We start from the raw sequence: 19205 nt of genomic DNA, 5'->3' as shown, positions 1-19205 counted from the left end.
TTTTCTATATACATCATTATGATTATTTTTCTTTTCAATGTATTTTACTGTCTATGTTTTCCCCTATTAAATATAGTATACTACTATTTTTCAGTGTCTTACTATCTAATCTTTTCTATATCTTTAGTAAATCATTAAACAGCACCACTGCCATCTAGAGAATTCTTTCCAGCATCTCATCAGGATCCCTATAGTAACTGTTGATACATCGCCCAACTTCATCAATAGAACGAATATTATTATCAGCAAGATACTCCAAAACCAGCCTTCTTTTTTCAATTTCCTCTTCAAGCTCAGTTACGTTAATTCCGCGCATGTCTGCGATTTCACGAAGGGTTTTACTGGATATACCCACATATTCTACCTTATCTGTGGCATTATTCCACTCAAATACACGGTTAAGCTGCACATTACCTTCTTCCATCCCTACAACTTCAGCAACTTCAGTAATTCTCCGGATTGATCCACCTTCTGCACGGTACATCCTGTTTTGCATTATAATGAAGTCTAACGCGGGAATCATTATGTTTGGCACATTCATAGGAGAATTTATCAAACGTGTTATAGTTTCTCGGGCAGTGTTAGAGTGAAGTGTTCCCATTCCAGAGTGTCCTGTGTTTAGGGCTGTAAATAGTGTTATGGCCTCTGCTCCACGAACTTCACCTACAATCACTCTGTCAGGCCTTTGACGTAGTGAATTTTTGACCAAGGTATCCATGGTGAGTTCCCCTTTTCCTTCAATGTTAGGCGGTCGTGTTTCCATACGTAAAACATGAGAGTGAGGAAGTTGAAGTTCCAAAGTATCCTCAATGGTTATAATTCGCTCTTTAGGAGGTACAAATGCTCCAATAGTATTCATGGTGGTGGTTTTACCAGAACCAGTACCCCCCGCAATAATGGCGTTACATGGTTTTACACCAAGACCATCAATACAAACCCACATAAAACTTGCTAAATGAGATGACATTGTTTTAAAGTTTATTAAATCCACTATGGTGAGAGGATCTTTTCTAAACTTCCTAATGGTGAGTGTGGGTCCATCGGCAGAAACAGGAGGTAAGGTAGCATTGACCCTGGAACCATCCTTCAGACGAGCATCTAGTATAGGGGTTTGCTGATCTATACGGCGGTTTACTTGCCGGGCAATAACATCGATTATGGCTCTGACATCATCATCAGTATCAAATACAACATTAGTAACCATCATCCCAATCTTACGATGATAAACAAATACATTGCTTCCAGTACCAATAACCATTATTTCTTCTAAATCGTCATCCTTAATCATGGGGTCTAATTTTCCATAACCTAACATGACTTGTGAAATTTGAGTTGCCAGTTTTTCAACATCACGAACTCCTCTGCCTCTGAGGAATTGTTTTACTTCCCCAATAAATTGTTCCCCATCAATGTTAAATTCTTCACCTTGTGAAACTGCTACTTCCACAAGTTTCTCCCGTACTTCATTGAAAATCAGGGTTTCCTTCTCTGTAAAATGAGGAACACTCACATTATAACGGGGTACCAGTCCTTCCTCAATTATCTCCGGTTGGAAAGCTTTAGATGTTCTTTTAACCTTTTTTTTAGGTTTAGGGCGATCAGGACGTTTTGTTTCTGTCAATAAGTTATCTAAGCTAAACTTATCTTCATCCTCTTCTTCTGGAATAATGGGCTCATTTTTTTCTGGAGGTGAAGGATAATCTTCTTTAACTACTTCTTCTTCAACACCACCCTCATCTACACCTTCATCTTCAGAACCAAATTCTCCTAGAAGATCCTTGAGTATTTCCTTTCGTTTGTCTTTCATTTTCTCACAAACAATATCAATCAATTTATAATCTTAATGGTATTTATGTGTCATAACAAATATTTAAGCATATGGACATTAAGTGCAGATGCAAACACGATTGTATAACACCCCCAGATGAAATCTTAGAAAAAATAGAATCAAGATATTATCCCTGTAAAAACTGCCCTGAATTGAGTTTAAAGAAGTTTAAACCATTAGTTGAACAATTAAATCTAGATCAGCGAATCGATGAAAATTGGGGAAAATGTAATTGTGGCCGAAGACACCTTGATTTGGTTGTGGCCCATATCCTAACCATTATGCAGGAAGAAGGTATTAAGGATGAAAAATCCACACTTAGAGAAACTTGTGTTCCACTCATTACTCCTGCATATCCACTTAGTAATGCCCCCTATCTCCCTGAAAATAGTTTAATTATTTTATCTTCTGAAATTAACACGAAAATTGCAAAAAGAATATTAAATGAGGTTCCTGAAGTTAAAGGAGTTCTTAAAGGAGATATGAAAGATACTGTTGGAATAAAAGACGCTCAATCAAACCCCAAAGTATATGAACTTCTGGCTGGTTGCGATATGCGTTCTGATGTGGTTCAAACTCCTTTTGGCCCTATATTCATCTACAAATATCAGGGAGAGATACATGTAGAATTTCCTAAACCCTCATCACCAAAAATCTCAAAATTGAAAAAAGTCATGGAAAAATATGAGGATCCTAAAATTCTAGATTGCACATGCGGTCCAGGAACATTGGGAATAGCTGCTCTTAAAGGAGGGGCAAAAAGAGTGGTTTTTAACGACATATGGTATCCTGCAGCTTACATTACATCTCTTAATCTAGAAATTAATGGATTTTCTGCGGAATTAACCGATCGTAAGGAGAATTTAGTAGCAACAGGGAAATATTGGGATGTTTACTGTTTAGATGTTAAGGAATTAGGATCTATTTTAAATGAGAAATTCGATATTTGTCTGGTGGACACCTTTCCAGGAGTTGATACCAATTACTTTGAAGCATCTATCCGTGAGATTTGTGGAGAAATAATCATAATATAAACATATTAATTTATTTAAACAAAAAAAATGCCTTGTTTTTAAATTTAACTTCTTAAAAATCAATGCCACGTTATTTAAACAAATCCGGTGTAAACCACAATGGCTGGCACAATAAGAACACCCATTAAGTGAGATTTATTTATATCCAGATAATGGGGTAATAGTCCCATTGAGATTGCTGTTATATAAATCAAAAGAATAAAAATCAAATTTGAACCTTCCATAAATCCGAAAAAAACAACTAAAAAACTCATAAAACAAATAACAGACAAATTAATCTTTTCATAGTTTATTTTTTGCATTGAATTACTAAACCAGTCCCCTAACTTTATACAAAACACCAATGAAATAGATACTGCTGTGATTGCAGAAAAAATCATTATTAACAGATGATTAAAATCTAATCCTTGCAATAGCTGGTTGATGTATACTGCTATCCCACTACGAGGATTACCGATTATGTATATGGCCATAAGTGAAAAAAGAGCATCTGATGCATTAACACCACTCATAGCCACTAAAAACCCCTCTCTTTCACTCCCAGTATCAGAAGCGCCACTCAACTCTTGGGCCAGAAGGCTCCCCTGAGCAGGACCCATTCCGGGTAAAAAACCCAAAATACTGCCAGCAATCCCCCCTGCAAAAATGCTCCGAAAGATATCTCTATCAAGTTCAAATTGGAAATGCTCATTTTGTTGAGGCATTACCGATTTTTCCGAAAGACTGTATAAAAGAGTACTCACACCAAAAAGGCCTGAAAAAATACATAATAAAGATACACTTGCAGAAAGAGGAGAATTAAGAGCGGTCCATCCCATGATTCCTGATAAAAGAAAAATGATCGAAGACCAGATTAAAGATCTGAAATCTCGGCTTAGACGATGAATCATGTAAACAACAGTGCCAGACAAAATAATCCAAATAAAAGGTTTCAAAAAACCATATAGTAACGGTAACCCCACTATGAAAACAGGTAACAGGAGAATAGTCACTATCATAGCACCAAAACCCCCAACTGATACTAATCTTATGGCTTCTTTTCCTCGGCCTTGAAGTATAAGATAATGCCCAGGCATTACTGATAGCACTGTTCCCTCTTCAGGGACCCCTAAAAACATCGAGGGTATAAATTCCAGTAAAGCGTGGGAAATAGACATTGAAAGTAAGAACACTGCCAAAACTTCAGGAGAATAAGAATGTAAAAGAAAAGGCGACATAGAAAAAATAAATGCTCCTACTGTGTTTACATGAATTCCTGGAATCAAACCAGTTATTACACCACAAATAATCCCTATTAAACAAGCTAACAAAATATCAAACAATAAAATCACAACCCCTCAATTTAATATTAATAATGTAGCAAAAAGTATTAATAAATCTATCTATAATTATTACCTATTCCAACTAAAATAAAAATAAATATCAGGAAGGAAACCCCCAAAACTAGTGAAAATAAAAATTAAATAAAAAAAATACCTTAAAAATAAAACAAATAAACTAAAAAGAATTATAAAAAAAAATAGATTAAAAAAAATGAAAAAACATGGTTTTCGCTAATTACATCAATCTGCGAATGTCAACTACTTCCACACTGGCGACATCATCAATCTGGGCGAAAATTTCCTCTATCTTCTCAGTTCCACCTTCAGCATCATCAACTACCACAATAACATTTAGAGACACCAGACCAAAAGCTATAGGTTCTTCCTCGATTTTGTGTAGTTCTGCTCCTTCAGGTATTGATTTTTCAACATTTTCTTTAACCAGGGCCAGATCTACTTCCGGACTTTCTGGCATCAACTTAATAGTCGCAACAACTTCTCCCATCCAATTCCTCCATTTTTTTTGTGATTTTCAGAACTTGTCATTCTTGATTCAATATTACTATAATAATAAGACTGATATAATCTCCCTAAATGAATTTAGATTATTTATAATTTATGAATTTTTTAATTATAAAATTAGAACTTTTAGGGAAAATAAAACTTTAATTACTTATGGGCCTTTAAATCCACATTTACACTCATAAATGTGGCCGAATGTTCGGCATTTCTGGCACCTATACACTATTTCTTCGCATTCTGGACATTCAAACTTTACATAAGTTTCAACAGGTGATAGTTCTTGTTTACATGATGTACATTCAATTTTTTTCATCTAATCTCCTCCAATAAACGTGCTTATAGAGCTTTGACCATCTAATATGGATAGAACCCTCTCAGGATGTTTTCCATTTACAACGTAGGAGCTAGTTTTATATTGAAGCAAAAGCTCCGCAAAGCTCTCATCTAATGATGTTTCACCAAAATTTAGAAGTTTTTTTGCACTTATTTCCTTGATCAATTGTGCGCCATCTTTAGATGGATTATGGGTGTATATACCATCTACATCGGTAGCTATTAATAGTTTCGCATTCAACAGTTTTGATATATATAGTGAAATAGAATCAGAAGTAACCCCCCACGAGTGTTCAAGAGGATCCAGTTCCTCCATCAACATGGAAGGAAGTAAAACAGGCAATTTACCTGATTTTAACACTTTATTAACTTCTTCTAATGACTTAACCGTTTCCATATTATTAACCTTATCTGCCATGAGAATTCCCAGAATATCCATACATAAGATAGCTGCAAGGTGTCCGGCAGTAGGAGAAAAACTTATTTTTTTATGATAGACACGGATTTGATTAGCCAACTCTCCACCACCACATATTATCAAAACATTACGCCCAACCAGTTTCTGGGCTAATTTCATGGAAAATTCTGGGAAAAGGCTCCCACCTATTTTCACCACCCACTTCATGCTAATCATCCATTAACATCAAGATAACAATAATAGTGCATTTTTTACTAAATATCATTTAAGTAACTTAAGATCCTGAGTTATTTTATCTATTCTCTCATCCTTATCAGGACCTATTCCTAGACAAGTTACAGTTGAGGGAGGTAGTTCGGTATGCCCCGCATCCCTAACTAAAAAGCTAGGGATGTCTGCAGCTTTAACCAGTTCGTATACTTCAAAAAGCTCTTCCTGATTTTTAACCTGAACAACAACTTTTTTACCGCCCTGAAACTCCCATTCCCTTATGATTCTGCCATCTGCCTTTTTATAAGCTCCGAGACTTGCATGGCATGCTTGGGCAGCTAATTTACCTTTACTCATTCCAAGATCTGCTCTCATAACAATTACTTGTTTCATTTTTCCCCACCAAATTAAAAACTATCATTTTTATCATCATTATTTAAAAATCATGTTTGATTTCTGAAGTTCAAATTTTAAAACTACAAAAATAATTTTAAACAATTATATAATACACTACCTCATGAATTTAAAAAAGCATCACCATGTTAAAATATGTTTCATCTATTTCTTAGCCTTTTACCAATCCTTTCCACATCAACAGAATATACTTCCATTCCAGGTATAACAACTCTCACTACCGGAATTTGGATTTCAGACCGGGTGAGATCAGTGAATAAAACCTGATCAAAATCTTGTTTTGAAAGAAGTTTTAAAGAGGTCTCAATATCTTCTTTAAATGACTTTTTTGCCCTGTTTTTAATGTCTGAAATTTCAATTATATCTCTAGATTCACCAAACCAGTGTTTGTTAATTCTTTTCATTCGTTGGTAGCCTGCTTTGCGCATGAAAACTGCTCTGTTCGTGTCTTCACGTGTCCCATGAATCTGGGTTGCCCTACTCTGAGCTACCTCAGTCAAGGCCCTGATGGCTGCAACTTCTGGATCAAGATGAGTTCCCACTCCTAATGTTAGAAGAGCAGGATCTTTTAAAACAGTATCATCAGAAACAGCAGCCATAGTGGGTATTTTTACATCAGCAGTGAGATCTATTAGTTTAATATCTACACTTGCCTTCTGGAATTTAGCCAAAACATCCCTAATTAATGAATTATCTGTATTTTCACAATTTACTTCTCTTTTTGGTTGACGTAGGGCTTCGAAAATGCTCCATGCGTCCCTTTCCACCACTTCTGTTATTCCATGGAAGACCGCTTCTTCAATAACATTACCTGAGGCTAGTCCATTGGTATTTGATTTGAAAAGAAATTGATCTTTTTTCGGATAGTACGGATGGTAAACTGCATTAGATGGCAATAAACACTCCTCATCATTGGCAGCATTAACCGCTTTAACCCAACTTATTTCTTTATTATCAATACCGTGACTGTTGGATGGCAATATCAATGATTTTGGATCTACAGCGCCTTGAATCTCTTCAAAAGGACCAAAAACTATTTTTTCATTATCTATTAGCTGTTGTTCAGCAGAATATCTTTCAAAAGCTTCCATCATTGCAGAAGCCTTTGCTTGGGGTTTGGTGGCACCTTTCCCAGCATAAATACTGACTGCGCCCTCAGCAGCTCCTGGCCTGATGGCTGAATAGACTGGTATCCCAATACGATCCAGATGGGTGATTTCAGTTATTCTGGTAACTCCTGCAACCTTTAGCTTCCCTTCCACCTTATCTATGGTTTCTTCAGGATTACGGCACCTGTGGGTGCCTCCAAAATATTTTACGGGTATGTCTTGAAACATCAAATCACGATTTAAATGTAATTTTAAAATTGTGCATTTTTTAAATGTTTTTTTTTAGAACCATTGATATATACTGTTCATGGCATAAGCAGTAAATGAGAAAGCTATTCCCATCGTTACCAACCATATGCCTATATTCCAGTTTAATACCTTTTTTCCATCTAATCCCCATACTGGGAGTAAGTTTATAACAGCTAAAAAGCTGTTAATAAAAAATCCCATGAAAAACAATAGCAATAACTGAGAAGATACATTAAATTGCATTAATAAGAGGAAAATTACTGCCAATGATATACTGGTAATGGGACCTGCTATTGAAACAATCCCATTTTCTTTCCTAGATAACTCTCCATATACATAAACAGCTCCAGGAGCCGCAAACACAACACCAACAGCAACTGCAAATATTATTGCGAAAACTAATTTGTCCGGCCACATCTTATATTCTGCAGGATACCCATACTTTATAGCAACAAATTTGTGGGCTAATTCGTGCAAAATAAAGCCTAACCCTACAGCTACAAGAGTAATTGGGAAATATGAGATAAATACTGAAAGCGTGTCAGGTGCTCCTCTGCTAAAAATATATGCAAAAAGACCGGAAATGATTAACAACGAGATAATTAAATCCCTGATCTCATTAGATGTGAAGTGTATCATAATATATTAAAGAACCTCTGCTACTTATAAATAATTTTCCTCAAAATAAATCAATGATATCCAGAATTTTATGGATATTTTGTAATATTGAACACATTACCCCTTTTCAAATTGAAAAATGACACCCAATTGTGCGATTATCTTAGTTTGGTTCAAGAAAAAAATATTTCTAACAGTTTTACATAAAAAGAATTTAATTCGATTAAAATAATTCATTTATTTATAGATGATGAGAAAGATTTGCAAGGAGTCAGTACTTCCATGAAAATCGATAGAATAATAGAAGAAATGCACCAATCTGGATTAGAATCATTATTTGTCCTCAAATCAGAAAATATAGCATATATTACTGGTTTTAAACCTTCTAGCACCGCAGTTTTAATCATAACAAATGAACCATTACTTTTTTCCACCAAATTAGACATTGAAGCTGCTAAATCACAATCATGTGTGCCTGTAGAAGAATTCAAATCTCTTGAAAAACTTAAAAAGAAATTTAAGGATAATTTAAAGGGCAAAATGGGTATAGAAAATTCCATGACTGTTAAAACACATGCAAAAATATGTGAAGATTTTAAAACAGTGCCTAATGATATTGTTGAAAGATTTAGGATGTCTAAATCTAAAAGTGAGATTAAAAAAATTAAAGAAGCTATCAAAATTGCAGAGGATTCCTTTAAAAAGACAGATCCATCACATTTTTCTGGCAGTGAGGATGAACTAGCTGCAAAACTGGAGTATAACATGCGCAAAGCAGGCTCTGTGCAAACACCTTTCGAAACAATTGTGGCCTCTGGACCTCGATCAAGCCTCCCCCATGCATCTTCATCATCACAAAAGTTGGAAAATCCATTAATAATTGATTGGGGTGCTTCATATCAGAATTACGTTTCGGATATCACCCGCAGCATAATTAAAAACAAAAAAGAGGAAGAAATACTGTCTATACTATTAGATGCTCAAAAAGAAGCAATCAAAATTATTAAACCTGGAATAAAAGCATCCCATGTAGACAATGTTGTTAGGGGCATTATTGAAGAATATGGTTATGGAAAATATTTCCTACATTCCACAGGACATGGTGTGGGATTAGAAGTGCATGAAAAACCGTCATTATCTGCACAAAGTGATGAAAAATTAGAAAAAGGAATGGTGGTAACAATCGAGCCAGGAATATATTTAGAAGGGAGAATTGGTTTAAGAGTGGAGGATATGATCTTAATAAAAAACAGGGCAAAAATTTTAACTAATTTGCCTAGAAAATCGTTCTTTAACAATGAATAGAAGATTTAATTTTTTCAAATAACCTCATGCAACGCTAAAATCGTGACAGAAATATCATTGTAATTATTGGCGATGAAATAAGGTAAAATAATATATACTTCTTTTATAATATTATACAGACAATTAAATTATACTAATAAAAATATATAATATATCATGATAATCTAAGGTGAAAAAATGGCCCTAATACCCTCTGCACTATCACCAGTATCCAATAGTATTGATCGTGTTTTTCCAGATAAATGGATGATTCGGTTACAAGAAACCCTTATTCGTTCGGGAATGTACGTTAAAGCATCTGACCTTATAACTTTGCTTTTAGGCGTTGGAATCATTACCGGAGGTTTTCTCACAGTAGCGTTTCTAGCATTGGGACAAAATCCTATAACAGCTTTTATTCTTGGTTTAGTCGCCCCGACTGGTTTTATATTTGCTTATTTATTTTTTATGATGGAACGTAGGATTGATGCCATTGAACAGGGAACTCCTGATTTTTTAAGACAAATATCATCATTATTGCGTTCTGGAGTAGGTGTTGAAACAGCCATGGAAGATATTTCCAAACACGGTGAAGGTCCATTAACTGATGAACTAAAAAGAGCTGTTATTGAGATTAAAATTGGAAGTACCTTTGAGGATGCTCTTTTAGGGATGAGCGAACGCCTTAAATCAAAAACACTTGATAGAACATTTAGAATGATTATTGAAGGTAGAAGGGTTGGAGGAAGTCTTGCAGATGTTGTTGAAACAGTAGCAGAAGATCTAAGAGCTGTTTTAGCATTACAGAGAGAAAGAAAAGCTAACGTCATGATGTCAGTGATGTTCCTCTTAATTGCTGCTGTAATCGCAGCCCCATTTGCATTAGGAATGATAATGGCATATTCTAGCTTCATTGAAGCTGCAGGAAAGGCCAACCCGCTTGCAGGTGCTGCTGAGACTAGTGCCTTTGGATATATAATAATCCACTCAATAATTGCCGGTATTTTAATGGGAATTGTTTTATATGGAAGTCCAAGAAAAGGAGTTAAATTCGCAATATTGCTGGCTCCAGCAGCTACTGGAATATTTTGGTTAATGGGAATTATTGCACCAATGATACTTGGAACTTAATTAATGACATTTTATGGGAGTGATATAATATGGGAATTATAGAAGACGAAGCAGCCCAGACAGCTGCTGAATTTGTATTGATATTTGGGGGTATATTGGTAATAGTAATAATCGCACTTATTGTATATCAAAAATACATTAATGATATGGGTGATGAATTAGTCAATGGTAGTGAAGTGCAAACCGTTCAAAACGAACTCCAAAAGATAAATTCAACCTTTAAATAAAATTAGAAATCAAGATAATCTAAAAAAAGCGATATATCAATTTTTCCCAAGAATTCAGTTCACTTAAATGAAAAAAGTAGTTCAAAAACTACACTAATTTATTATTTTTTTTAATTAGGATGATACTATGAAAATGTTAATAAACGGGAAATTAATTGACAAAAAAAAACATATCGCAGTTATAAACCCTTTCAACAAGGAAATTTTGGATCATGTCCCCCTAGGAGATAGTTCTGACGCCAAAAAAGCTATCAATGCTGCATTTAAAGCAAAAAAAGCTATGAGAGACATGTCTTCCCGTAAGTTGTCTCGGATACTATATGATATTTATCAAGAATTAAAGGAAAAGTCTAAGGAAATATCAGAACTAATTTGTCTTGAAACAGGCAAACCAATCAAAGATTCCAAAATAGAAATGGATAGGTCCCTGCAAACTATTCTAATGGCGGCAGAAGAATCAAAACGGATTTATGGAGAAACTATCCCCATGGATGCTGCCATAGCTGGTAAAAGCGTTTTTGGCTTTACAATGAAGATTCCTTTAGGTGTTGTTGCAGCAATAACTCCTTTTAACTACCCGGTTAATTTAGCTATTCATAAATTGGCACCTGCACTGGCAGCTAAAAATACTGTGGTGTTTAAACCATCTTCTAAAGCCCCTTTATCTGCTCTGAAAATGGCAGAGATCATGGGGCGACATCTTCCTGACGGAGCAGTAAACTCATTGACTGGTAATTCTAATGTTCTGGGACAGGAAATCACAACCAACCCCCAGATAAATAAAATATCTTTCACTGGAAGTGTTTCTACTGGCCTCTCCATTGCCCAAAAAGCGGGAATGAAAAAGTTAACATTAGAATTAGGTGGAAATGATCCTTTGATAGTTTTAGATGATGCAAATCTGGATGCTGCGGTAACAGCAGCAGTTAATGGTTCTTATCTCAATGCAGGACAAGTTTGTATAGCCGTGAAACGTATCATACTTCATGAAAAAATTGCCGACCAGTTTGCAGAACAACTTGTTTCCCTAACAAAAAAATTAAAAATAGGAGATCCAATGGACTCTAAAACAGATATTGGCCCATTGATTAGTGAAAAATCCGCCATGATGGTAGAAAAAACGGTTGATGATGCTATAAAAAATGGAGCTCAACTTCTTTGCGGTGGTAAACGAAAAGGTGCATTTTACGAACCCACTGTATTAGATAATGTTCATAAAGAAATGGAGTTGGTCCGAAATGAAACTTTTGGCCCAATATCACCCATAATTAGGGTTAAAGATTTAGATGAAGCTATTAAAGTGTCTAACAACACTCCCTATGGATTACAAGCTGGTGTTTTTACAGAAAGTATTGAACAAGCCAAAAAAGCAGTTCATAGAATCGAAGCAGGTTCTGTGCTGATAAACAAACAACCAACATTCCGGACAGATAATATGCCTTTTGGAGGATTTAAGATGAGTGGAGTCGGGAAAGAAGGGGTTAAATATGCTGTCGATGGGATGACCCGTTGTAAACTTGTAGTTATCGGTTGAAATTATTTTTTATCATTCAAAAATGCTTCAACAAGATTTCGCACTTCATTTAACGCAATAAGAGGTATTCCTTTAGGTATCTGTCCAACATCTCCTTTTACATCCTTTAAAATACCTTGGTCATCTCCTAAAAACATACCTTCACTGGTTATACCCATGAAAACTTCAGGTGGCAGCAACGCAACCGCCACTTGATTTTGTTCTTTAACTTCAAGATCATTAGTTACCACAGTGATAGCACGTTTATGCAAATTTACATTGCATACTAATAGTTTATCAGCCTTGGAATGCTTTGATACGCTTAATATTTCCCCTTTTAGTATATCAACACCCATGACTGGATCTTTTATTTCACCCAAACAAAGGCGTGACTTTAGCCCAGAGATTGTATTGAGGAAAAATTTTATTTTCGCTAAAGCTTCTTCCAACTTTTCTTTCTCATCCCGAGTTGCTAGTTGGAGAAATTGTTTGTACCATAGTTTTCCACCCAGGGCTTCCCTAATTTCTTTTCCTTGTTCCTCTAAAAAAGCCAATTGTGGAGTTTCTACCATTTGAGACGGTGCAATGTATGAGTAGTAAAGAGTTTGAATCTCTGATTTCATCTTTCTTGAAGATTGTAATATCTGTTTTTTGTTCCATTTACCCTTTAAATTAGCTCCTTCAATGGTCTTTATGAAAAGTTCAATTGATTTTTCTGCTACTAAAAGTCGGTAATCTTTGCTTGTATCCCACATTCGAGCACCCAACTGGAAATTCTTACAAATAGTAAATATAAATCAACTTGACATCTTAAACAATGAGGAAGCTTCATTAGTTTTATGCATCCACTCTTGCTGATGTCTATACACTTTATCTTTAGATTATTATTAAAACTATTTAAAAACCTACCTGATTTTCCGGTGCTGCCCTAAATTTCTGGTTACAATAACCTCTTCTTTCGAAATCTTTAAGTACAGGGAAGGTTTTAATTTAATTTAGTTAATGGTACCCCCTGAGATGAATGTAGATGAGTATCATAAGACCCAGGGCATTGCCAAAAAATGAGAGGTGGAAATATGGTGGAATTAACTAATCTATACAACTTAGATGTATACACCACCCGCGGAAAGTACGTGGGACGCATTCAAGACGTGATATTAAACATTAAAAAAGGTAGGGTTTCAACCCTAAAAGCCGTTGCCATGAATCCTGACAAAAAAACTGTTGGTATTAAAGACGTTATAACTAAAAGCATAAGAATAGTTCCTGAAGGAGATGAAATTAGACCTTTGAAAGAGGAAGGAACTGTGGAAATACCTTATGATAGAGTTCAAGCAGTGGGGGATATTCTATTAATTAGTCCAGAAATTAAGGAATCAAACGTACCTGCCAGTGCGGAGACTTAGATGAAAGTTGGCATTCTGGGATGCGGCGCCATAGCTAATATCATTACGAATTTTGCTTGTGAAGGAAAGCTTGGCGTTGAAATAAAATATTTTTATGATCGTGACATGGAAAGAGCCGAAAACTTAGCCTCACAAGTTGATGGAAGGGTGGTTTTAAACATGGAAGACATGTTAAGCCACGTTGACATGGTAATTGAAGCTGCATCACCCCAAGCAGTGAAAGAAATGGTTCCTACCATTCTAAAAAAAGGCAAAGATGTAATAGTCATGAGTGTGGGAGGCCTATTAAATCCTGAAACTAGATTTAAACTGGAAAAACTTGCCAAAAATAATAAATGTAGATTATATGCTCCTTCAGGCGCCATAGTAGGGTTGGATGGAATTAAAGCCGCGTCTTTAGGTAAAATTCAAAGAGTAACCCTGGTAACCCGAAAACCACCCCGTTCATTAGGGATCAACACTGAGAAAGAAACAATACTATATCAGGGAGAAGCAAGTGAAGCAGTTCAAAAGTTCCCCTTAAACATCAATGTTGCTGCTACCGTTAGCATGGCTGTCGGCCAAGAAATTGAAGTTAAAATCATTGCTGACCCCGACGTTGATCGCAATATGCATGAACTAGAGGTAGTGGGAGATTTTGGAGAATTTCAGACCATAACCAGCAATATTAGATGTTCCATGAATCCTAAAACAAGTGTTTTAGCAGCTTACTCTGCCATTAAACTATTAAACAGCCTAAATGAAAATTTCTTGGTGGGAACTTAAATCAATCCTATTTTTCAAACAAACCAAAAAGAATAAAATATCTACTCATATCTTCAAGAGAACTTTATCTGAATCTCAACTGAGATGTGCTGTATAAATCACTATATATTGTTTTATAAGATTCATTAAATTTAGAAGTAATAATGATCAAAAATATTATTATTCTAGTACTTTTATTTAAACAATCACCAAAAAATATAGGCATTTACTGATCATATGAAAGAATGTGAAATATTTTCCAGTTTGAAAGTTCCCTGCACTTCCAATATTGTGATAAGACTTGATGGTAGAAATTTCTCCCAATTATCTCGTAAATTGGAGTTTGAAAAACCTTATGACATCGAATTTGTCGAAATTCTCTCAGAAGCATCTTACAATCTTTTTAAAGAGTTTAATCCCAGATTTATTTACACTTTTTCTGATGAAATTAGTATGCTTCTAAAAGATGTGCCCTTTGGGGGAAGGGTGGAAAAAATTGATTCTGTTATGGCCAGTTTCCTGAGCGGAGCATTTACACGCGAAATTATGGGAAAAGATAAATATTATGAAATCTTTAAAGAAATTACACCTATTTCATTTGATTCAAGAGTGATTCCCCTCTCAAATAAAGGTGTGATTACGTACTTCCAGGAAAGACAGATGGAAGCATGGAGAAATTGTTTAAATGGATACTCCTACTGGACATTAAGGAAAAAACATTCAAAAACTGAAGCTATGAAAATTTTGCATAAAAAAAAGAGCAAACAGCTGCATGATATACTTTTCTACGAGGGAATAAATCTAGCCATGAAGCCTGCTTGGCAGAAAAGGGGTATTGGGTTATATAAAAAAAAGATTCAAGTTGAAGGTCTAAATCCTCTCTCTCAGGAAAAGGTCAAATCAGAACGAGAAAAAATTACCATTGATTGGAAGTTGCCCCGTTTTGATAAAAGATTTTTCCTTGAAAAAATACTCCTAGAATAAAAAAATTTCGTTAAATAAATGTGCAGTATAAGTTCATATCAACAATCATTTCCTTTGATAGTATTTCAATCAATGAACTATGTATAAAATTTTAATTAGTGATTCTGGAGGTTAACAAGTTATCTCCAGCAGTTTAAGTAATATCAATAATATTTATATGATCCTATGAATGAAAAAAAAACTTGGATGAATAAACTGATGGGTTTTTTCCTGGGAAATCAGGAAAAAAGGTTCCATGAAATCATAATCGAAAGAGAAGTTGTAGAAGAGATAATTCAGATAGCTAGACAATCCCATCCTCTGGAATTTATGGCCATGTTGGAAGGAAAAATTAGTGATGGAATTTTGAGGATAGAAGGACTTGTTTTTTTACCGGGAGAAAGATCAAATCATAGTGCGGTAATGAATTTATTTATGATGCCTATGACCACTGGCACTGTTGGATCAGTTCATAGTCATCCCATTCCCAGTGCTACTCCTTCTTCTGAAGACCTGTATTTCTTTGCCAAGAATGGGTTATTCCATTTGATAATAGCTAGCCCTTACATTGAAGAAAGTATGGTGGGATATGATACTTTTGGAGATGTAATTGACTATAAAATAGCCTAAGTCATATAATCAGCGCAGGAAAAATATTACTTGATAAAAAGGAAATAAATAAAAAAAAATATTTTTTAAATGTTTTTTAGAAAAAAAGATTTAATCATTAAAGTTCCACTGCTACAGCATCATACACATTGGGAAGTGATTTAATATCCTCTTCTACATCTTTGGAAACTTTTTGATCAACTTTCAACACCATAACCGCTTCTCCACCAGGTTTTTGTCTCCCAACTTGCATTTTAGCTATGTTTATATTGTGTTCTCCTAATTTGACCCCTATAGACCCAATTATCCCGGGGATATCTTTGTAACGTGCAATAATCATAGTTCCCTCAGTCTTCACGTTAACTTGATAACCATTGATTCGGACGATTTTAGGTTCTTTACCTAAAAATCCCTCTACACTTACTTGGTTACCTTCTGATTCCACTTCAATACTAATTAGGTTTTTATAACCCTTGGCATCAGTTCGTTTGCCTTCAGTTATTATGAAACCCCTATTTTCAGCAACAGCTGGAGCATTGACCAAGTTAACTGGCTCATTTAGTATGGGGTTTAATATTTCCTGTAATATTATGCGAGTGATTATATCGTGTTTTTGAATTTCAGCAAGTTCACCACAGTATGTTACTTCTAATTCAGTGATGTTGCCCTGAGTAGTTTGTATAATGAATTTACCCAGTTTTTCTGCCAGACGGAAATATGGTTTGATAATTTGAAAAGTTTCAGAGTCCATGACTGGCATATTAATAACATTTCGAGGAGATTCTCCTTTGAAGACTTTTTTAATCTCTTTAGCCACAATTATAGCAGCGTCACGCTGGGCTTCTGATGTTGAAGCCGCAATATGAGGAGTTAAAACAACATTATCAAGTTCAAAAAGTGAACTTCCTACAGGGGGTTCATTCTCAAAAACATCCAGGGCAGCCCCACTTATTTTGCCTTCAGAGAGTGCTTCATATAAATCATCCTCATTAATGATTCCCCCTCTAGCACAATTTACAATAAGTGTGTTTTTTTTCATTAAATCAAATTCAGGCATAGATATAAGGTGTTTAGTTTCTGGAGTTAGAGGTACGTGGATAGTAATTACATCTGAATTTTTTAATAGTGTTTCTAAGTCCACTACTTCCACTCCTAATTCAGATGCTGCTTCAGGAGTAATGTACGGGTCATAGACCACAATATCCATACCGAATGCTTTGGCCCTTATGACTACTTGACTACCTATACGGCCCATTCCCACTATGCCCATGGTTTTATTATTGAGTTCCATTCCCATGAACTGGCTTTTCTCCCATTTACCATCTTTAACTGAACTATCTGCAATGGAGATCTTTCGCGACAAAGATAAAATAAGCCCAATAGTGTGTTCAGCAACGGTTATTGAAGTTGATTCAGGTGCGTTCACCACCATTATCCCACGTTCGGTGGCTGCTTGCACATCCACATTATCTACACCCACTCCTGCCCTAGCAATAATTTTAAGGTTAGATGCGACTTCAATAACTTCTTTGGTAACCTTTGTCCTGCTTCTGACTATAATAGCATCAAAATCCTTAATATCCTTTACCAATTCTTCTGGAGTGATATCTGTTCGCACAATAACTTCTGCGACCTCTTTTAATTCTTCAATTCCTTTCTGGTTTATCTGATCAGCAATAAGTACCTTCATAATATCCACATTATCCATTTTTTTACCAGCCCATAAGGTCCAGTCAATTTCGTTATTTTATCTATGAAGGGATATAGATTTAAAACTGTTGTGAATATCAACTCTAAACGAAAAATATCTGATAGTCAAAAAGTACTGGTGATATTATTTGATGTGAAATCTGTTCTAAATTCATATTGTATCTGGAAACAGATAAGGACTTTCTCTCTTGTGATTTTTATTCCAATAATAATAATTATTTAAGAGATTTTTATTATATTAGGTGATAAATATTATTTTAAAGAAGATTGTACCTCTAATATCCTAAAAAGAACAAATTTTATATCGTTGAATTCCCATGTAATAAATAATTAAATTTTGTTAAAAAAAAATTGATAAAATATTTTGGGAGGTTTGATTATGGTCTCAGTGGATGAATTCATAATTGTAAGCTCAAACTATGTACCTGGATATGAGATTACAGAAACGAAAGGATTTGTATATGGTCTTACAGTCCGTAGTAGGGGTGTTGGAGGCCAAATAGGTGCAGGAATACGTTCCATGTTTGGTGGGGAAATTAAAGAATATGTAAATATGATGGAAGAAACTAGAGAAGAAGCATTATATAGAGCTATTGATCATGCCAAAGCAATGGGCGCTAATGCCATAATAAGCGCTAGGTATGATTCTAATGATATTTCCGACGTCATGCAAGAAATATTGGTTTTCGGAACTGCAGTTATAGCCCATAAAGTTGAATAACTTATTCAATCTAACAAAATTATTCCCTTAGAACTATGATTTAAATGTTGGAAGGTTACATCAAACTAAATGGACAAAAATTGCCCCGGACATTACTAGGAACATCCCCCTTCATTGGAGCACCCCAGTTTGGACACCGGGCTAGGCTTTACATTTTAGATTTATATCGGAAACCTGAAGCTATGGCCAAAATTATGGTGAAATCCTACCAGCTAGGAGTTAGAGGAATACAACTCTTACCATACCCTCCTGTGGTGGAAGCCCTTGAAATAGCGCGTGATGAAGGTTGCCCCCTTGATATTATAGGCACAACCCGTCCAGAAGAAGAAAACCATGATATAGAACTTTTATCAAATTTAGGTGCCAAAGCCATAATTTTACATGCAACGATAACAGATAAGGGAGATTGGAATAACATCAGCAGCAAATTGAATGATATCACTGATTTTGGAGCTATTGCTGGCTTAGCAACCCATTTACCATTCAAAACAACTGCAATCCTTTTAGAATCATCCGTCCGGGATGATTTCCAACTGTATATGGTTCCTGTGAATCGTTTGGGATATTTGATGGACTGTGATACTCATGGTCCTGATGAAAGAGAACATTTGAGGAAACTGATACATAAACTGGGTAAAACAGTGATTGCCAAAAAAGTACTTGCTGCAGGTATAATGACTCCAGATGATGCTTTTGATTACCTTAAAACACTGAATTATGTAGATATGGTGGCTTTGGGAATTGCTTCTGAAGATGAAGCTGAAGAAACATTCCACAAGCTTTTTCAACGCTGATTTTGTAAAAACAGTGGATTTGCGCAATTGAATTAATTTTTTATGA

The 19205-nt window shown here is 35.2% G+C and carries 21 protein-coding genes; 11 read left to right on the top strand and 10 right to left on the bottom strand.

The window, feature by feature from the left end; all coding sequences use genetic code 11:
• Positions 1–154: 154 nt before the first annotated feature.
• Positions 155–1543 carry a CpaF family protein gene (locus GXZ72_06085; protein HHT19111.1) on the bottom strand — a complete coding sequence of 463 codons (1389 nt, stop codon included), beginning with the start codon at positions 1541–1543 and terminating at the stop codon, positions 155–157.
• A 335-nt stretch (positions 1544–1878) separates the two neighbouring features.
• On the opposite strand from GXZ72_06085, the gene GXZ72_06080 reads away from it, so the two are divergent.
• A complete protein-coding gene (locus tag GXZ72_06080) occupies positions 1879–2862 on the top strand; it encodes a methyltransferase (protein ID HHT19110.1) in 984 nt (327 codons plus the stop codon).
• A 74-nt stretch (positions 2863–2936) separates the two neighbouring features.
• On the opposite strand, the gene GXZ72_06075 is transcribed toward GXZ72_06080, so the two are convergent.
• The 7 genes from GXZ72_06075 to GXZ72_06045 all read right to left on the bottom strand — a co-directional run bounded on the left by GXZ72_06075 (position 2937) and on the right by GXZ72_06045 (position 8078).
• Positions 2937–4184, bottom strand: coding sequence for a hypothetical protein (locus GXZ72_06075; GenBank protein ID HHT19109.1), 1248 nt, complete (start codon positions 4182–4184; stop codon positions 2937–2939).
• Positions 4185–4419: 235 nt separating this feature from the next.
• Positions 4420–4689: an elongation factor 1-beta gene (locus GXZ72_06070; GenBank protein HHT19108.1), complete on the bottom strand. Its 270-nt coding sequence runs from the start codon at positions 4687–4689 to the stop codon at positions 4420–4422.
• 168 nt (positions 4690–4857) lie between these two features.
• Positions 4858–5019, bottom strand: a complete 162-nt coding sequence (locus GXZ72_06065; GenBank protein ID HHT19107.1) for a DUF1610 domain-containing protein — start codon at positions 5017–5019, stop codon at positions 4858–4860.
• Entirely contained in the window at positions 5020–5664 is a 645-nt protein-coding gene (locus GXZ72_06060) for a delta 1-pyrroline-5-carboxylate synthetase (protein ID HHT19106.1), read from the bottom strand. It abuts the gene before it with no gap.
• 54 nt (positions 5665–5718) lie between these two features.
• Positions 5719–6060: a peptidyl-tRNA hydrolase gene (locus tag GXZ72_06055; protein ID HHT19105.1), complete on the bottom strand. Its 342-nt coding sequence runs from the start codon at positions 6058–6060 to the stop codon at positions 5719–5721.
• Positions 6061–6221: 161 nt separating this feature from the next.
• The gene (locus tag GXZ72_06050; protein HHT19104.1) at positions 6222–7418 is read right to left on the bottom strand and encodes a YcaO-related McrA-glycine thioamidation protein; all 1197 of its coding nucleotides are present in this window, start codon (positions 7416–7418) and stop codon (positions 6222–6224) included.
• Between the two features lie 54 nt (positions 7419–7472).
• On the bottom strand, positions 7473–8078 hold the full coding sequence (locus GXZ72_06045; GenBank protein ID HHT19103.1) for a site-2 protease family protein: 606 nt from the start codon (positions 8076–8078) through the stop codon (positions 7473–7475).
• A gap of 261 nt (positions 8079–8339) precedes the next feature.
• Between GXZ72_06045 and GXZ72_06040 the strand changes: the two genes are divergently transcribed.
• The 4 genes from GXZ72_06040 (at position 8340) to GXZ72_06025 (ending at position 12233) form a co-directional block, all read left to right on the top strand.
• Positions 8340–9362 (top strand): M24 family metallopeptidase, encoded by a 1023-nt coding sequence (locus GXZ72_06040; GenBank protein ID HHT19102.1) that lies wholly within the window; start codon positions 8340–8342, stop codon positions 9360–9362.
• A gap of 177 nt (positions 9363–9539) precedes the next feature.
• Positions 9540–10472: a type II secretion system F family protein gene (locus GXZ72_06035; protein HHT19101.1), complete on the top strand. Its 933-nt coding sequence runs from the start codon at positions 9540–9542 to the stop codon at positions 10470–10472.
• Positions 10473–10501: 29 nt separating this feature from the next.
• On the top strand, positions 10502–10699 hold the full coding sequence (locus tag GXZ72_06030) for a class III signal peptide-containing protein (GenBank protein HHT19100.1): 198 nt from the start codon (positions 10502–10504) through the stop codon (positions 10697–10699).
• 127 nt (positions 10700–10826) lie between these two features.
• Entirely contained in the window at positions 10827–12233 is a 1407-nt protein-coding gene (locus GXZ72_06025; GenBank protein ID HHT19099.1) for an aldehyde dehydrogenase family protein, read from the top strand.
• A 2-nt stretch (positions 12234–12235) separates the two neighbouring features.
• Here the strand turns inward: GXZ72_06025 and GXZ72_06020 are convergent, their stop codons facing one another.
• Entirely contained in the window at positions 12236–12967 is a 732-nt protein-coding gene (locus GXZ72_06020; protein HHT19098.1) for a tRNA-binding protein, read from the bottom strand.
• A 321-nt stretch (positions 12968–13288) separates the two neighbouring features.
• Between GXZ72_06020 and GXZ72_06015 the strand changes: the two genes are divergently transcribed.
• From GXZ72_06015 to GXZ72_06000, 4 genes are all read left to right on the top strand, one after another.
• On the top strand, positions 13289–13618 hold the full coding sequence (locus GXZ72_06015) for a photosystem reaction center subunit H (GenBank protein HHT19097.1): 330 nt from the start codon (positions 13289–13291) through the stop codon (positions 13616–13618).
• The gene (locus tag GXZ72_06010) at positions 13619–14383 is read left to right on the top strand and encodes an aspartate dehydrogenase (GenBank protein ID HHT19096.1); all 765 of its coding nucleotides are present in this window, start codon (positions 13619–13621) and stop codon (positions 14381–14383) included.
• Positions 14384–14599: 216 nt separating this feature from the next.
• Entirely contained in the window at positions 14600–15346 is a 747-nt protein-coding gene (locus GXZ72_06005; GenBank protein HHT19095.1) for a guanylyltransferase, read from the top strand.
• Positions 15347–15511: 165 nt separating this feature from the next.
• A complete protein-coding gene (locus GXZ72_06000) occupies positions 15512–15955 on the top strand; it encodes a hypothetical protein (protein ID HHT19094.1) in 444 nt (147 codons plus the stop codon).
• 97 nt (positions 15956–16052) lie between these two features.
• Here the strand turns inward: GXZ72_06000 and GXZ72_05995 are convergent, their stop codons facing one another.
• Positions 16053–17624 (bottom strand): phosphoglycerate dehydrogenase, encoded by a 1572-nt coding sequence (locus tag GXZ72_05995; GenBank protein ID HHT19093.1) that lies wholly within the window; start codon positions 17622–17624, stop codon positions 16053–16055.
• A gap of 399 nt (positions 17625–18023) precedes the next feature.
• Here GXZ72_05995 and GXZ72_05990 point away from each other — a divergent pair, with 399 nt between their 5' ends.
• Positions 18024–18365: a heavy metal-binding domain-containing protein gene (locus tag GXZ72_05990; protein HHT19092.1), complete on the top strand. Its 342-nt coding sequence runs from the start codon at positions 18024–18026 to the stop codon at positions 18363–18365.
• Positions 18366–18409: 44 nt separating this feature from the next.
• The gene (locus GXZ72_05985; protein ID HHT19091.1) at positions 18410–19159 is read left to right on the top strand and encodes a hypothetical protein; all 750 of its coding nucleotides are present in this window, start codon (positions 18410–18412) and stop codon (positions 19157–19159) included.
• Positions 19160–19205 lie beyond the last annotated feature (46 nt).

Source organism: Methanobacterium sp. (assembly GCA_012838205.1).
In the GTDB taxonomy this organism is placed as follows: domain Archaea; phylum Methanobacteriota; class Methanobacteria; order Methanobacteriales; family Methanobacteriaceae; genus Methanobacterium.
Note: the sequence above shows the minus strand (reverse complement) of the source record. Positions and strands in the feature narration are given on the sequence as shown.

Bases quoted from the DNA above. Each gene is read 5' to 3' on its own strand.
- GXZ72_06080 (HHT19110.1), top strand. From the start codon at position 1,879: ATGGACATTAAGTGCAGATGCAAACACGATTGTATAACACCCCCAGAT.
- GXZ72_06070 (HHT19108.1), bottom strand. From the start codon at position 4,689: ATGGGAGAAGTTGTTGCGACTATTAAGTTGATGCCAGAAAGTCCGGAA.
- GXZ72_06065 (HHT19107.1), bottom strand. From the start codon at position 5,019: ATGAAAAAAATTGAATGTACATCATGTAAACAAGAACTATCACCTGTT.
- GXZ72_06060 (HHT19106.1), bottom strand. From the start codon at position 5,664: ATGAAGTGGGTGGTGAAAATAGGTGGGAGCCTTTTCCCAGAATTTTCC.
- GXZ72_06055 (HHT19105.1), bottom strand. From the start codon at position 6,060: ATGAAACAAGTAATTGTTATGAGAGCAGATCTTGGAATGAGTAAAGGT.
- GXZ72_06050 (HHT19104.1), bottom strand. From the start codon at position 7,418: ATGTTTCAAGACATACCCGTAAAATATTTTGGAGGCACCCACAGGTGC.
- GXZ72_06045 (HHT19103.1), bottom strand. From the start codon at position 8,078: ATGATACACTTCACATCTAATGAGATCAGGGATTTAATTATCTCGTTG.
- GXZ72_06040 (HHT19102.1), top strand. From the start codon at position 8,340: ATGAAAATCGATAGAATAATAGAAGAAATGCACCAATCTGGATTAGAA.
- GXZ72_06035 (HHT19101.1), top strand. From the start codon at position 9,540: ATGGCCCTAATACCCTCTGCACTATCACCAGTATCCAATAGTATTGAT.
- GXZ72_06030 (HHT19100.1), top strand. From the start codon at position 10,502: ATGGGAATTATAGAAGACGAAGCAGCCCAGACAGCTGCTGAATTTGTA.
- GXZ72_06025 (HHT19099.1), top strand. From the start codon at position 10,827: ATGAAAATGTTAATAAACGGGAAATTAATTGACAAAAAAAAACATATC.
- GXZ72_06020 (HHT19098.1), bottom strand. From the start codon at position 12,967: ATGTGGGATACAAGCAAAGATTACCGACTTTTAGTAGCAGAAAAATCA.
- GXZ72_06015 (HHT19097.1), top strand. From the start codon at position 13,289: ATGGTGGAATTAACTAATCTATACAACTTAGATGTATACACCACCCGC.
- GXZ72_06010 (HHT19096.1), top strand. From the start codon at position 13,619: ATGAAAGTTGGCATTCTGGGATGCGGCGCCATAGCTAATATCATTACG.
- GXZ72_06005 (HHT19095.1), top strand. From the start codon at position 14,600: ATGAAAGAATGTGAAATATTTTCCAGTTTGAAAGTTCCCTGCACTTCC.
- GXZ72_06000 (HHT19094.1), top strand. From the start codon at position 15,512: ATGAATGAAAAAAAAACTTGGATGAATAAACTGATGGGTTTTTTCCTG.
- GXZ72_05995 (HHT19093.1), bottom strand. From the start codon at position 17,624: ATGAAGGTACTTATTGCTGATCAGATAAACCAGAAAGGAATTGAAGAA.
- GXZ72_05990 (HHT19092.1), top strand. From the start codon at position 18,024: ATGGTCTCAGTGGATGAATTCATAATTGTAAGCTCAAACTATGTACCT.
- GXZ72_05985 (HHT19091.1), top strand. From the start codon at position 18,410: ATGTTGGAAGGTTACATCAAACTAAATGGACAAAAATTGCCCCGGACA.